General features: G+C 39.1%; 14 protein-coding genes. 5 read left to right on the forward strand and 9 right to left on the reverse strand.

The features are described 5' to 3' along the window. Positions 1-77 precede the first annotated feature (77 nt). Both M2137_RS08620 and M2137_RS08625 read right to left on the reverse strand, forming a co-directional pair. A complete protein-coding gene (locus tag M2137_RS08620; protein WP_280766041.1) occupies positions 78-1,322 on the reverse strand; it encodes a relaxase/mobilization nuclease domain-containing protein in 1,245 nt (414 codons plus the stop codon). Further along, positions 1,312-1,662 carry a MobC family plasmid mobilization relaxosome protein gene (locus M2137_RS08625; protein ID WP_280766042.1) on the reverse strand — a complete coding sequence of 117 codons (351 nt, stop codon included), beginning with the start codon at positions 1,660-1,662 and terminating at the stop codon, positions 1,312-1,314. The genes M2137_RS08620 and M2137_RS08625 overlap by 11 nt, the downstream gene beginning before the upstream one ends. A 718-nt stretch (positions 1,663-2,380) precedes the next feature. On the opposite strand from M2137_RS08625, the gene M2137_RS08630 reads away from it, so the two are divergent. From M2137_RS08630 to M2137_RS08645, 4 genes are all read left to right on the forward strand, one after another. Then, positions 2,381-3,379 (forward strand): hypothetical protein, encoded by a 999-nt coding sequence (locus tag M2137_RS08630; RefSeq protein WP_280766043.1) that lies wholly within the window; start codon positions 2,381-2,383, stop codon positions 3,377-3,379. A gap of 597 nt (positions 3,380-3,976) precedes the next feature. Then, the gene (locus tag M2137_RS08635; RefSeq protein WP_280766044.1) at positions 3,977-4,276 is read left to right on the forward strand and encodes a DUF3408 domain-containing protein; all 300 of its coding nucleotides are present in this window, start codon (positions 3,977-3,979) and stop codon (positions 4,274-4,276) included. Positions 4,277-4,403: 127 nt separating this feature from the next. After that, positions 4,404-4,565: a helix-turn-helix domain-containing protein gene (locus M2137_RS08640; protein WP_280766045.1), complete on the forward strand. Its 162-nt coding sequence runs from the start codon at positions 4,404-4,406 to the stop codon at positions 4,563-4,565. A gap of 2 nt (positions 4,566-4,567) precedes the next feature. Then, positions 4,568-4,867, forward strand: coding sequence for a helix-turn-helix domain-containing protein (locus M2137_RS08645; RefSeq protein ID WP_280766046.1), 300 nt, complete (start codon positions 4,568-4,570; stop codon positions 4,865-4,867). Between the two features lie 324 nt (positions 4,868-5,191). Here M2137_RS08645 and M2137_RS08650 read toward each other — a convergent pair whose 3' ends face one another. The 4 genes from M2137_RS08650 to M2137_RS08665 all read right to left on the reverse strand — a co-directional run bounded on the left by M2137_RS08650 (position 5,192) and on the right by M2137_RS08665 (position 9,227). Beyond that, positions 5,192-5,557, reverse strand: coding sequence for a protein-tyrosine kinase (locus tag M2137_RS08650; RefSeq protein WP_280766047.1), 366 nt, complete (start codon positions 5,555-5,557; stop codon positions 5,192-5,194). Next, a complete protein-coding gene (locus tag M2137_RS08655) occupies positions 5,554-6,846 on the reverse strand; it encodes a site-specific integrase (protein ID WP_280766048.1) in 1,293 nt (430 codons plus the stop codon). The genes M2137_RS08650 and M2137_RS08655 overlap by 4 nt, the downstream gene beginning before the upstream one ends. A gap of 219 nt (positions 6,847-7,065) precedes the next feature. Beyond that, entirely contained in the window at positions 7,066-7,764 is a 699-nt protein-coding gene (locus M2137_RS08660) for a site-specific integrase (RefSeq protein ID WP_280766049.1), read from the reverse strand. Positions 7,765-7,784: 20 nt separating this feature from the next. Beyond that, a complete protein-coding gene (locus M2137_RS08665; RefSeq protein ID WP_129733281.1) occupies positions 7,785-9,227 on the reverse strand; it encodes a site-specific integrase in 1,443 nt (480 codons plus the stop codon). Positions 9,228-9,979: 752 nt separating this feature from the next. Here M2137_RS08665 and M2137_RS08670 point away from each other — a divergent pair. Continuing rightward, complete coding sequence (locus tag M2137_RS08670; RefSeq protein WP_280766050.1) at positions 9,980-11,014, forward strand: Fic family protein; 1,035 nt, start codon at positions 9,980-9,982, stop codon at positions 11,012-11,014. 207 nt (positions 11,015-11,221) lie between these two features. Here M2137_RS08670 and M2137_RS08675 read toward each other — a convergent pair whose 3' ends face one another. From M2137_RS08675 to M2137_RS08685, 3 genes are all read right to left on the reverse strand, one after another. Beyond that, complete coding sequence (locus M2137_RS08675; protein WP_280766051.1) at positions 11,222-12,346, reverse strand: radical SAM protein; 1,125 nt, start codon at positions 12,344-12,346, stop codon at positions 11,222-11,224. Positions 12,347-12,695: 349 nt separating this feature from the next. Next, positions 12,696-13,286: a PepSY-associated TM helix domain-containing protein gene (locus M2137_RS08680; RefSeq protein ID WP_280766052.1), complete on the reverse strand. Its 591-nt coding sequence runs from the start codon at positions 13,284-13,286 to the stop codon at positions 12,696-12,698. Continuing rightward, on the reverse strand, positions 13,271-13,870 hold the full coding sequence (locus M2137_RS08685) for a flavin reductase (RefSeq protein ID WP_280766053.1): 600 nt from the start codon (positions 13,868-13,870) through the stop codon (positions 13,271-13,273). Before M2137_RS08685 ends, M2137_RS08680 begins: the two co-directional genes overlap by 16 nt. Between the last annotated feature and the right edge of the window lie 31 nt (positions 13,871-13,901).

The raw sequence follows: 13,901 nt of genomic DNA on the forward strand, positions 1-13,901 counted from the left end.
CATGGCAAAAACACTATTTTCTTGCTTTTATCTAATTGTAGATGAGTATGAAGTTCATTTTTCTGTATCTCCTAAGTTTACATTTTCCTTCCCTTATTCTTCTTTTGAATTGTAGAAGATATGTGTTTCTTTTCAACTGTTTGTGTCTTTCGAACCCTTGGGTCGGTAAATGATTCCTTATAATCAGCATCTGCTTTATTCTCTTTCCATAGGTATGGATAAGCAAATCCTCCTCCCCACCATTTAATTTTGGCTTTGGTTACATAGCCGTTTTCTATGAGTATCTTATCCCGGATTCGCATTTCATATTGACCGTATTTGACAAGATTGTCCGGATTTTCATGACTGAAAAAGGCTTTGTTCTTTTCCTCGTTAAGGAAAACATAGGAGGAGAACTTGCCATCACCACTATTCTTATTCATATTTTCAAGGTAAACAAAACCTCCATCTTTCAACGTTTTCCACTGTTCTGGTGATAATTCTACACCTCCGATAGTTGGATTTTTAGGCTTACTTTGTGTTTGTAATCGCTTTAACTCTGCTATTTGCCTTTCCTGCTGCTGTAAGTGTAATTCTTCAATTCGTTTATTTTCTTCCAAAAGATTCTTCAGAAACTCTTTTTTCAAATTTCCGAAGCTAAACTTCCGGTCAATCTCTGAATCTTTGAACGCAACACCCCCATATCGGAACGATACCCCTTCAATCTCTTTAACTGTCCGTTTCCACTTATATTCAACCTCAATCCCATGCTTTTCAAGAGAAAGTCTGAGGTCGAAAGCATTCTTACATACTGGCAAAACCGACTTTATAGCATCATGAATATAATACTTCGCCTTATCCGGATTCTTCAATTTCTCCCGTTTAACCTTTTCTTTTCCACTTCCATAAGTCAATCCGTATTTGTCTTTCAGCTTTTTGCAGACCTTAATGTTTCGTTTATAATCATGGTTGACAGAGATAAGTTTCAGGTCGTTATTAATCCGATTATACACAATATGCAAGTGAGGATTTTCTGTATTATTGTGCCGGACAATGATATATTGAGTATTACGGATACTCATTTCTTCCATATATTCTTTTGCCAGTTTCACCATAAATTCATCGGTCATTCTCACTTTATCTTCAGGAGAAAACGCAATCGGAATATGTCCGACAGGTTGTTTTATTTCTTTCCTGCCGGAGCGTTGCATGGCGAAACTTCGAATGATATCCTGCTTGGTTTCTGCCCAAACACCTTCCGCTTCAAGCAAGGTTGCGCCCTCATGCATTACATACGACACGCAGCCTTTGAATGACTTCCCTTTGATATTCTTAGCGATCATGGAATAATGCTCTTATTTTCCCTATCAACTCAAATACTTCCCCGACCGCATCATATAGTCCATGAGCGTTCACTTTCCGAGCAATCTGATTCATGTTATTCGCTATGCCGGAAAGCTTGCGCATCAAGTCAAGTTCCTCAATCGTGAAGCGAGATTTAACACATCCCTTCAATGTCATTTCTCGCACATACTGCGTTGCTTTCATCCCTAATTTCTCGGCTTTTTCCTTTACCGAATTGAAATCGTCTTCGGTCAATTTCAAATTGATCGAGGTAGAAAGCTTAGCTTTTTCTTTGGCAGGTCTGCCTACTTTGGTTTTCTTCTCTTTCTTATTTTCCATAACACTGATTTTTAGAGTTATGGAAAATCTCCGTGTGCATATCAGCACACGGGCAAGATGAAACGAAAGCGACCATCGGGAGATGAAGTGGAAACTTGCAACACAGCCTGCCGGTTTTGCGACCATCGGGAGCAAAACAAAAGGGCTGTGAAGTGCCCCGACCGGATGCAACCATCGGGCGCAGCAGGAAGAGCAAAAGGTAAATTCAGGTGTAGCCGGATTTATCTTTTGTGGGGGCACAGCCTCGCAGAGCAAGGTTTGCACAGGAGGAACTTGAAAGAGCGATTAGCGAATTTCGGGTTACCCGTGCGATTACCTTGCTCCTTTGAAAATCGAAAAAAAAGAAAGAAGCGGGAGCTTCTGCCTTTTTTGAACGATATTCAACATGAATGAATAAAGGCGGGCTTAAAGTTAGGATGCCCGGCTTTTGCAATACAGGGACTGTATTGCCGTTGGCTCTTCATGTGTAAAGAGAGCCACCTGAATTGAAAATAGCCTTAAATACTTTCATTTTAGTCGGTATAAATGACAACAAGAATGTTTCCCAATCTTGATTGAGGTGACAAATATAGAATATAACAGTGACAACCAAATACTTCGTGATAATCTTGCCGTAGCATGCTTTTATTTGCTGCCTTGACGGAGTGGTTTGAACCGCTTTTACTACTCAGATTGGTAGTATTACCTATATTACTTTGAAAATACGTATCTTTACGCCATGTTTGAGTATGATGATGAGATAGAATATATGGATTTCTCGGAAGAAGGCTTTCGTGAGGTGCAGCAATGCCTTGACTGCTTTGTAGAGGTAAACTATGAGACTGCGCTCGGTATGTTGTACAGGATGAAGCCCACACCGGAGGATATTACTCTTTATCGGGGGAAAGTATTGGATATAATTCGTCATAATCCACCGCTTGAAAGTGTACCCCGCTATTTCAGGGATGGACGGGAAGACTATCTTTGGTACAGCGATTTCTATGATGATATTACTAAAGAGGCTTATCAACGTTACCGGACATTTGTAGCTTCACAAGTAGAGATTACTACGGCTAATTATACAGAAGAACTTTCAAAAATTGATTTGCCTTACTTCCGAGAACTCATAGACCTCGTATCATTGGAAAAACTTTGTATGCTCTACGAAGTAAATCAGCCTTTACAAAAAGAGGAGACCGATATGGAGGAAGAAACGGATATTGCTCCCGATGGAGATTCTGGTATAGAAACTATTGTTGATATACCACAAAAAACAGAAGTTGACGAACAAACGGAACTAACCCAACCCGCACGACAACCGAAGAAACGCTCCTACGAACCAACACTTAACAGCAAACAATATAGATTACTCGCTGAATGTGTAGAAGAAATAAAACTCTTTCGACGTAAGGTAAAGATTGGCGAACTAAAAAAGCTGTTGAAGGGAAAACTGACCGAACCGATGGAAGTTGCCAATCAGAAATCATTGGTTTACCTTTTAGACCAACTAAGCGAGAACAAGTATATCAAAGATACATGGATATCGGTTGCCGACGGTAACCGGGACTTCCTCTCTTTCCGTACTGAGGGTAATAAACAACGTTACGGAAACAACCCCCATTATATTACTATGCAACAACTCCTGAATTGCCGGAATCGTAATAAACGGGAATCTATCTTCGGGCTTGTTGAGATAGAAGAAATGATTGATTTGGTGGAGGAAAACCGGGATAACTAACTCCAAATATTCCGGCTTTGAAATATTTCCTATATTTCTTGAAATTATTTTCGTTTCCTACCAAAATGATACTATCTGCTGAAATTCAGCAAATTGACACATCTTCATAACCATCCCTATACACTCATTTTTCTCAATCTTAATTACACTCTCACACAAAACCATGTTGACTACCAGACACATACCACTCCAACCTGTTAGGTAAAGTTGTTATCCAAACAGCGCAGGCATCGGAGAGTTCATATCTTGCACCCGATCTCGGAAACAGCCGTTGTGCAAGATCGCATCTTTGGCTTATCCTTCCGAGAGATTAATGTGGTATGAGCAGAACTAATCGTATCAGGGATGACTGAGTATTCTATTTGAAAAGTAAGGATGTACGATCTTAATAAATATCCGCTTTGTACAGAATAACATTCCCGGAATTGTACAAAGCAAAAAATCATAGTTTGTGCATCCTTACTTATTTCATTATGAGATTAAGAAGAGAAATATTACTAAGATTTAAACAGAAAGAATATGAGTGACGAACTTGAAAATGTAAAACCGGAGGTAGAAACAAAAGGTATATCAGAGATGATAGAGGATAGTACATGAATGCCAACCTCCCGTACAAAGCAGACCCGGAAGAAAGACGAGGATGAATATGCTCGACGATTTCTGTCGGTTCGGAAAGTAAAGGATTATACTCCCGTATATATTGATGTACGCATGAAAGAGAAACTGCAAACATTGGTGGCATCCCTGCAACACATTGTACCGGAGATAACGCCGACGCTTCTTTTGTCCAACATTCTTGCCGACCATTTGTCGGTAAACAGAGAATTGATAACCCGTGCTGCCAACGAAGGACTGAAACGCTCCTTAGCCAGCACATTTAATAACGAGAAAGAATAAAAAAGGTATGGAGATTATTTGTGTTGATTTGTCGGCATGGGAAGTGCTGAAAACAGAAATCGTTAGATTAACTTCGGAAGTATTCGCATTGAAGGAGTTATATTGCCCCAATCCACGGGACGGCTGAATGGATTCGGCGGATGTATGCCGAACGCTCAGTATCTCGAAACGCACGCTTCAAACGTGGCGTAATACGGGTAAGATAGCCTACTCAATGTTAGGCGGTAAGGTATATTATCACCAGTCGGATGTGGAAGCATTGGTTCAATCAGGTATGAAACGGAGGTAATCATGGATAAGTTTATCGGTTTTGAGGCCCCTGAGTTCAAGGAACTGACGAGACAAATAAAAGAAGCTCTGCATGATATAGATGCTGTTCGGAAGAAACATCGTCCCTCGTTGGCAGACAAGCGTTACCTGACAGGAGAGGAAATAATGGAATACCTGCATATCTCTCCAAGAACGCTTCAAAACTTACGAGACCAACGAGTTATCTGCTTTACTACTATCGGAGGAAAGATTCTCTACCCGGAGAATGAATTGGAAGAGGTATTGCATCAGAACTACCGTTCGCCGGAACTGCCATTCTAATATCAACTATTATTGATATGCAGATTCAGAAGGCGAGGGAGTGAAGTTGCCTTACGCACATAAATAAAAAATAAGCATTCCGTACGAAGTACATCAGGGATGCTTGTTTTTTTTATGATGCTATGCGTCATCGTCGGGTTGGTCGTTTCGTTGCAGGGCTTTCTCCATTTCGGCCAAAGGATTAAACGGGCAAGCCTCGAAGTGAAAATATTACCTGACCATGCGGGAAGGTGGAGATTTTCGCTTACGACCGTAAGGCGAAGGGCTTGACAGTTCAATCCGGGCGAAATATCTTTGTCCTGTAATGAAATGAACGTTCCGGCGTTAATTGAGTTGGAAATTGTTCATTTGCAATATAGTTACTCTAATATCGACATTATCGGCAACTTTTTCCATTAACCACATTCTGAACTTGGAAGCATCCGGCGAGTTAAGCCGGAACGATAAGGCAATAATCATTTCCAAATCAAAAACTTCAGGTAAAAGAATTTTCCCTATTTGCCTAACTTCGCAACAGAGGGATGGCTTTACAACTCCCAATTGAATAATTGACTTAACATTTGCTCGAACTGCCTGTTCAAAAACTCCAAATAATCGGGCTACCTGCCAATCCCGCAGACGGATTTCTTTTCCTTCACCGGATTCAATAGCTTTTATCAAATCTACAACCGTTATTTCCTCCTTGTTCATAGCATTGTTTTTTGTCGTTTACCAATCTTTCCAATATTTCTAAAGTCCGATGCCGGTCTGTTTATTTCAACCTGATATTTATCTCCAATCTTATCCGTCAGGGCTGCCATATCCCGACTGATCTTCTCATTCGTGATTTTGGCATATATCTGGGTAGTTTGGATATTCGTATGACCCAACATCTGGCTAACGGTCTCAATAGGAACGCCTTGCGATAATGTGACAGTGGTCGAGAACGTATGGCGCCCCATATGCGACGAAATCCACTTCGTGATTCCTGCCTGTTTGGCAATTCGTCTGAGGGTGCGGTTCATATTCTCCGCATTGCTTGGCACCGGGAATATAAACTGGTTCTTTGCTACGATCCGGTACTGTTCTATCAGTTGTTTGGCTACCGGAAGTAATTTGACATAAAATGTCGTACCTGTTTTCTTACGCTTAGCAATCAACCAGAGTTCGCCATCAAAAGATGTTTGTATATCGTCGAATGTCAATTTACGAACATCGGAGTAGGCTAAACCAGTAAAAGCTTGAAAAACAAAAATATCCCGTATCTGCCGTTGTTTATATCGCCTTAACTCTACTGTCATAAACCGTTGTAGTTCATCCTCTGTCAAATAACCTCTATCACGTGTCTTCGCCTTGAAACGGAATCCGGCAAAAGGATTAACCCGAACAAAACCACGACGTTGAGCAATTAGCATAATTTGCTTGAGCTTGGTAATCGCTGTCAGTAAAGTGCTTCCGGCCAATTTTCGTTCTTCAAGCAAGTAGCTATAATAGTCCTGAATAAATTGCGGTTCGATTTCCCGAAGGGGTATGTCCGAAAGGTTATACTTGTCTTTTAGGAAACTCTCAATCCGTTTGCGGTTGATAAGTAACTGCTCGTATGATCCTTCTGTACGATCTTTGCCTACACGTTTACTGTATTGCTCATAAAACTCATCGGCAACAGACAACAGGCTACGGTACTCTTCTCCAAAACCTAAATATCCGTTTTTGACTTTCTCGGCTGAAACAAAATTATCCCTGTCGCAAATACTTTGGTACTGCTTACCGATTTGCGTACGGATATTATCCAACTTTTGATTGATTTTCTGTGCTTGGAGGCTTTTTCCTGCTGCACGGTTGGCAGCGGTATCCCAAAGCGACGGCTTGATATTTAGCTTACAGCTAAATTGCGCAATACTGCTGTTTACCGTTATCCTTCCCATGATTGGGGCGGTTCCGTCCGGTTTCAAATTGTTCTTCTTGAGATAGAACAAAACTTTAAATGTACTTCGTTGCATAACTCTAATTTTAATGGTTACAAATTTAGTTTATTTAGAATTATCCGGCACTATGCAAATTTACGCAAACTACTGAATAAAAGCACATTGCAATAATATTTAAAAACCTTCTCAGGTAACGAGTTGGTAACTGAAAAGACTGCCAACTCTGCTTTTTTATGCTTTTATTCCCAATATTTCAAAAAGAACCACACTTATAATCCACTGATTTTGTTCTCGTTACACCCTTTTGCTTTCCCTCTCAAAAACGGCTGCTGTCTCTTTCAAATAATCATTCATCTTTTGATTACTTGCTATCGGTAAATTTTGACTGTACTTATTCAAAATTTTCTGCGGAACTGAAAGCAAAGGGATTATAACAGGTGTATATGTCATGCTCCGCATAATTTTGATAATAGGATTACCGTCTTTATCTGTTTCAAAATTTTCGGTTGTTAGCATTGATAAGTCTGAATAATTCAGACCTGTAAAACAGGAAAAGATAAATACATCCCTTACTTGTTCAAGTCTTTTAGTCGAAAACTTTTTGCTCAAAATAGACTGTAACTCCTTTTCCGAAAGGAAGGCACGAACTACCTCTTGCCTTTTAATCCGGTAATGGCTAAAAGGGTTGTTGGATATAGCCTGTTTTTCACAGGCTATATTTACAATACGACGGAATAATTCTATTTTCTTGGCGGCTGTGTTTACGTTATATTTGCGAAACTTCATCAGGTAATTTTCAAAACCTATTATGAAATTGACGTCGATTTCGGACAGCAAGTAATCAACTTTCCCATATCGTTGTTTAATGTAATCAGCGATATAGTTTCTCACCGCTTCATATTTCAGGTAGGTAGATAAGGCTTTAACCTTATATACATTCTTATTATACTCGTCGAACAGAGCTATTACTGTTGAATATTCATTTTTTTTCATTACTATTAAAAATTAGTGGGTTAAACAGCTAATTGAGTATTGGCTTTTTCCGATTTAAAAGTGAGATTGCCTTCATTTTCAAAAGTATTAGACCAGAGAGATAATTTTTCTTCTTCTGAAAGGCTATGCCACATGACAGATATACGCTTTAATCTTTCGGGATCATCAGACAGAGTGCCGGGAAGATTAAATAAAGCCATTTTTTCATGCAATGAAAGGCATTCAAAAAGTTTATCTAAATTAGATTTAGATTTGATTCGCCTTTCTTCAAGTTTTTCAGCAAAAGAAGCCATATCGTTGCTTACCTTAACATCGGTAATTCTTGCATAAATTTGGGTAGTTTTTATGTTTGTATGACCTAACATTTTTGATACACTTTCAATGGAAACTCCTTTTGTAAGCGTAAGAGTGGCGAAAGTGTGTCTTGCAAGATGAAATGTTAAATCTTTGTCAATACCGCAAACAGCTCCGATTTCTTTGAGATATTCATTCACTTTTTGATTGCTTGGAACAGGGAGAACTTTCTTATTGGGCATCGTCCCTTTATACTTCTCAATAATTTGCTTTGGAATGTCGAGTAATGGAATATTGTAGCTTGTACCTGTCTTTTCACGTTTCCCCATTATCCACAAATTATTATCAAATGAAATGCGGATATTACTTTCATCCAATCCTTTTACGTCTATATAGGAAAGTCCGGTATAACAGCTAAAAATAAAGATATCTCTTACTCGCTCCAAACGTTCAGAAGAGAATTGTTTCTTCATGATTTCGTCTATTTGTTCTTGCATTAAATAGCCTCTATCGACTTTCTTAAACTTTATTTTATAGTTGGCAAAAGGATCAATGTGAATCCAACCGTTATTTTTGGCGAAAAGAATAATAGTGCGGAATCGCTGTAAGAATTTAGCAGTAGTATTTTCCTTACATTTGCAGCTTGTCATTAGGTACACTTCAAAATTTCTCAAAAAGGAGTGATTTACCTCTTTCAAAGAAATATCAGCAACATTATAATACTCTTTAATAAAATTAGCCATGTGCCTACGGGCTACGTCATATTTTTGAAGTGTACCTTTTGCCCTGCTTATACCAACCAATTTAGCGATATCATCAACATGCCGTTGGAATAATTCGAGTACGGTTTGGTTTTTAATTTCAAGACCAAGAAAGATATTTTTAACCCGATCAGGATTAACATTGTTCTCTTTGGTGAGTAAATCATGGTAAACGTTGTATAAGCCTGTTTTAATTGTTTCCAGAAAGGTATTTATCTCGACAGCTTCTTTTGTTCTGCCCAGAGCCATTGACGACTTTACATCCCATGATTTAGGATGCACATTTAATTTGGTACTGAAACGGCTTATTTGTCCGTCGATTGTAATCCGGCACATGATAGGAACACTGCCATCGGATTTTTGCTTGTCTCTTTTCAAAAAGAAAAGAACTTTAAATGTACTTTTCATAAACTCATTTTTTAATGTTACAAAATTAAAGTAAACTATCTGTTAATGAGTTTTATGCAGACTGCCAATTCCCGACAACACACTGCCAATTTTGGACAATTCGTACCCCTTTTTCTTTGATTTCTCGTACCCCCTGTGTCCCTTTTTGGTTTGGGGTATGAAATGGGACACACTAAATGTCTTTTTTTGGCTTTATTTTGGCTTTTTCCTAAGACAACATAAATAAAAAAAGTCCCTCATATTCACTGAATATGAAGGACTTGTCTCTTTTTTGGCGCCTATTGACTTAGGCTTTCCGCGGTATGGACGGAAGTCGTTATTTTTAGAATTAGTCCTCTGTGTTTCAGCTTGTTATCTCTCCGATTTCTCTTAAGGTGAACACTTTAGGATATTAACTCCTAATTAGCTGATTATCAATACTAAATAACATTTTCGTCTATAACACCGACATTTTGCGGAACGGACGGGACTCATTAAGTACTACAATCCATACCTCAATATCAACGTTTTATCTTTACTTTTGCTGTAAGGTGAACACTTTAGGAGTACAAATATAGTCCTGCTTGTCACCGCTTTGGCCTCTCTTGACCGCACATAATTTACATTTACAAATGTAGATATTCTTTTTGTTTTCACAAAGCATTTACGCGAAAATCGGCTCATATTTTATTTATTTTACATGAATATCGGCTCAGAGTGAGCTGATATTTGACTATAAATGTATATCTTTGAGCCGATAAAAACATCAAATCATGACTCTTGAAGTAGAAATATTACAGTATTTGCATTTTAACCCGTTATCATCCAGAACGGAATTGATGACTGGAATTCAGACAACAGCAAGTGCAGCAACCATAAAGCGCATATTAGCAAATTCAGTTGAAAAGAAGGACATCGAAGTTTCCGGTCGAGGTCCATCAACCCGGTATAAGCTATCATCACAGGCTCACGTAACAATGCCTCTGGATTTAGATACTTACTTCCTAAAAGAGATTGATGAACGTCAAATCCAAACAGGATATAATTTTGATTTAATCCGTGACATTCTTCCCAAAGTCAATCTATTTACTCCTGAAGAGAACGACTTCTTATTTTCTCTGCAGGAGACATTTAGGCAAAATATTTCTGATATGACTTCTACCGAATATCGCAAGGAAATGGAACGATTGGGAGTTGATTTAAGTTGGAAGTCTTCTCAAATAGAAGGAAACACATACTCTCTGCTGGAAACCGAACGCTTACTTAACGAGAAGCAAACAGCCAGCGGAAAAACGAAAGAGGAAGCAATAATGTTGCTTAATCATAAAGATGCTTTTGACTTCATCTTGGACAATCCGGATTATTTGATGCTTTTATCCGTAAAAAAAATAGAAGACATACACAGTCTTCTTATCAAGGGGTTGGGAGTTGAACGAAACATTCGCCATCGTCGTGTAGGCATAACTGGAACCAACTATCGTCCTTTAGATAATGAGTTTCAAATACGTGAAGCACTCGCTGATACTTGTGATCTAATCAATAGTAAAGAGAATATTTTTGAGAAAGCTCTATTGACACTGGTTTTGCTTTCATATATACAAGCATTTGTTGATGGAAATAAACGGACTGCTCGTATCACCAGTAATGCTATTCTCGTAGCGAACAACTACTGCCCTATATCTTTTCGTTCGGTAGATTCAGTAGACTTCAAAAAGGCAATGTTGCTTTTCTATGAACAGAATAACATCTCTGCCTTCAAAGAAGTATTCATTGAACAATTTGAATTTGCGGTGAAAACATATTTTTAACTCTTTGTGAGAATAGGTTACCTTTGAAAACTCTGATCTGTGGAACGAACATGTTACCGTAGACCAACGAATCATAACAGGGCAGAACCCGTATTCTGCGAAAGCAGTCGGCGAAGCTATTTTGGCTGAACTAAAAGGATAATCCTACTAAGGAGGGATAATAATCATAAGGGGGCTTTAGGAAATGAAAGCCCCTTTAGATTTGAACTATACAGTCTTTTTTCTTTCCATCGGTTTATCCATATCTTGCGAAAGATTGCTGGCATAAAGTTGTCCACATGCCGCATCTATCGAAGCACCGAACTGCTGTCTGCGGGTTGCATGAACTCCATGCTGTTTCAGTTGAGAAACAAATTTCAAAACGTGTTCCATTGCGGGAGCCTGGTAAGAGGAATCCATTTTGAAAGAATCATTGTACGGGATTACGCTCACATGAAAAAGTTTCGGTCTTGAACAAGACTTAATCATCTTTACCAGTGCATTCAAGTGTTCGTTGCTGTCGTTTACATTCTTGATTAACAGATATGCCAGATAAACTTTTCGCCGAACGGTATTGGTATATCGGTCAAGGATAGATAAATTTTCGGTCAATGGATAGCGCTTTTCCAACGGAATAATCTCCGTCCGTTGTTCGGAAAAGGGAGAATGTACCGACAGGGTAATATTAACCTGCGGGTATTCTTTTACCAGTTGTTCCAATTTAGGAGCAACGCCGACGGTCGAAACCGTTATCCTGCGGGAAGATATTCCGCCATAACCGGCAGCGGTAAGAACTTGCAATGAACTGAAGAAATGAGGATTCATAAGGGCTTCGCCCATACCCATAAATGCGATGCTGTCGGGTAGCGCTTGCCAATGCGGATGAAAGATCTGGCCGCATATTTCATCTTCGGTCAGATTTCTAACCAAGCCGATAGTTCCCGTAGCGCAAAAGGAGCAACCTAATCCGCATCCCGATTGAGAGGATACGCACATGGATGTCCACCCCGCCCGATATTGCGACATAACTGTTTCTATTTGAGCACCTGATCGGGTTTCAAAGAGTATCTTTCTGACTTGTTCTGCGGATTGTTCTTTTACAATTTTCAGGGGAAGCGGAGTTTGCCCGAAGTATTCCGACAGTTGCTCCCGCAATGTTTTGGGCAACTCGTTGATCTCTTCAAATTTTTCCCGCCCATGCTGTAAAGAGTTTACAAGTTGCTGAAAACGAAATGTAGGGATATTGGATTCTTCCAGATAATCACGAATTTTCATAAGAATAGAACCCGGAGGCAAATTAGGAAGCATTCCCGAGCCTTCCTGATTTCTAATGTTGGAATTTCTATGATTCATATTATGATTTATTTTTGAGGATATTACTGATTTTGAGGAATAAACAAGTAGAGTTCAATAAGCTAAACTCATTGAACAAAAAGTGGTCTTAAAAATGAAATGGATTACATAATATCTAAGCTTTAATTGTACACGATTGGGTTTCGTACAGAATGAAGTTGTTGTCAACGGCCTCACGCGAAAGTATTGCCGGCAACGCCTCTATTAACTTAGATATTAATTACATGTGAATGATATTTCTAAATTTGTAATGCTGCAAAAATAAGTATAATTTGTGAGATCACAAGCATATTAGCGAGTATAGTCAAGGATCATAATATTACAATTATAGCAGCAATTAAGATACAATTTATAGAAATAACAGGAATAGTATGGGGATAGCGATCCCAATAAACATTTCTATCCCGCCTATACCAATTAATCCCCTTTTCCCTTTGTTCATAAATAGCCCGGTCAGGCATATCAGAATCAGGCAGACAGCGAAAACATCTGAGAAATAAGTCCACCATTTGCCCGGATTATAATGTAGAAAAGAGAGCTGATGAAATACCGGACGCTTTTTCAGCCCTTCATAATTAGCCTCTCCTGTTTGGGTATTCAGCGTAAAGGATGAACCGCTTTTCAGGAAGACTTTCATTGTCGAGCTGTTCGGGTAGAAATGTTTGGTATAGTTATCTTGCTCGCCTACTTTTTCAAGCATCTCTTTGATTTGTGTTTCGGTGAAATTGTGTGTATGCGGATAGTTTCCCTTTGCCGTATAATTCTCTACCGAAATCATATACTGCGGATTGAAATCTTTTAAGTGGTTCATCGTGATGCCCGATACGGCATAAACAAGAATCACTCCCACAAAGAAAAACGACAGGTGGGAGTGAATACTTCTGCAATACTTCCGAAACTTAATACCTGGCTTCCTTTCCAGCTTTATTTTTTCAGCCATATATTGGTTATTTCGGAGATAAACAACTGATGTTTGGCTGGTTCGTTGTTATATGATTCGTCCATGATGATTGCTTTATATGGTTCTGTCAGGTTGGCGTAGTCGAGTTCCTGAACTAATATCTTCTTACATTCTATTATCATCCGAGCTTCACCAAAGCTCATTAATCCCGAAGGAGTTTCTATGGGTGTCAGTCCTGCTTCTTTTACCTTATCCGTATCGCGACCCGATTTTGTTCCGCAAATACGCAATGCGCCTCGGTATTGTTCGGTAAAAAAGCTGAGGGTGAAACTTTCTTCCCGTTGTAGAAATCCGTAGGTATAACGACTGTCGCGTATGTAAGCGATAGTAGCAGGTCTTTCCCACACATACGAAAAACCACCCCAACTGGCAGTCATCGTGTTATACGAATCGTTATTACCTGCTGTTACCAGCATCCACTGTTTGCCAATCAAGTCAAATACATTATCAGGCAAATCGGACGCTTCTATGCGGTCATACTGCGATTGCCAATCTTTAGAGGCTGCAACATTTTCAGTTTGCCGACTGATTTCTTCTTTCTTTTCTTTATTACTGTTATTCATACAAGATGTCATAAATATCGCTATGGCGATT

The organism is Parabacteroides sp. PFB2-10 (genome assembly GCF_029893085.1).
GTDB lineage: Bacteria > Bacteroidota > Bacteroidia > Bacteroidales > Tannerellaceae > QVMG01.

What these genes read in the sequence shown, in the direction of transcription:
- M2137_RS08680 (WP_280766052.1), bottom strand. Translation starts at nt 13,286, where the DNA reads ATGGCTGAAAAAATAAAGCTGGAAAGGAAGCCAGGTATTAAGTTTCGG.
- M2137_RS08645 (WP_280766046.1), top strand. Translation starts at nt 4,568, where the DNA reads ATGGATAAGTTTATCGGTTTTGAGGCCCCTGAGTTCAAGGAACTGACG.
- M2137_RS08635 (WP_280766044.1), top strand. Translation starts at nt 3,977, where the DNA reads ATGCCAACCTCCCGTACAAAGCAGACCCGGAAGAAAGACGAGGATGAA.
- M2137_RS08675 (WP_280766051.1), bottom strand. Translation starts at nt 12,346, where the DNA reads ATGAATCATAGAAATTCCAACATTAGAAATCAGGAAGGCTCGGGAATG.
- M2137_RS08640 (WP_280766045.1), top strand. Translation starts at nt 4,404, where the DNA reads ATGGATTCGGCGGATGTATGCCGAACGCTCAGTATCTCGAAACGCACG.
- M2137_RS08665 (WP_129733281.1), bottom strand. Translation starts at nt 9,227, where the DNA reads ATGAAAAGTACATTTAAAGTTCTTTTCTTTTTGAAAAGAGACAAGCAA.
- M2137_RS08670 (WP_280766050.1), top strand. Translation starts at nt 9,980, where the DNA reads ATGACTCTTGAAGTAGAAATATTACAGTATTTGCATTTTAACCCGTTA.
- M2137_RS08625 (WP_280766042.1), bottom strand. Translation starts at nt 1,662, where the DNA reads ATGGAAAATAAGAAAGAGAAGAAAACCAAAGTAGGCAGACCTGCCAAA.
- M2137_RS08660 (WP_280766049.1), bottom strand. Translation starts at nt 7,764, where the DNA reads ATGAAAAAAAATGAATATTCAACAGTAATAGCTCTGTTCGACGAGTAT.
- M2137_RS08620 (WP_280766041.1), bottom strand. Translation starts at nt 1,322, where the DNA reads ATGATCGCTAAGAATATCAAAGGGAAGTCATTCAAAGGCTGCGTGTCG.
- M2137_RS08685 (WP_280766053.1), bottom strand. Translation starts at nt 13,870, where the DNA reads ATGAATAACAGTAATAAAGAAAAGAAAGAAGAAATCAGTCGGCAAACT.
- M2137_RS08650 (WP_280766047.1), bottom strand. Translation starts at nt 5,557, where the DNA reads ATGAACAAGGAGGAAATAACGGTTGTAGATTTGATAAAAGCTATTGAA.
- M2137_RS08630 (WP_280766043.1), top strand. Translation starts at nt 2,381, where the DNA reads ATGTTTGAGTATGATGATGAGATAGAATATATGGATTTCTCGGAAGAA.
- M2137_RS08655 (WP_280766048.1), bottom strand. Translation starts at nt 6,846, where the DNA reads ATGCAACGAAGTACATTTAAAGTTTTGTTCTATCTCAAGAAGAACAAT.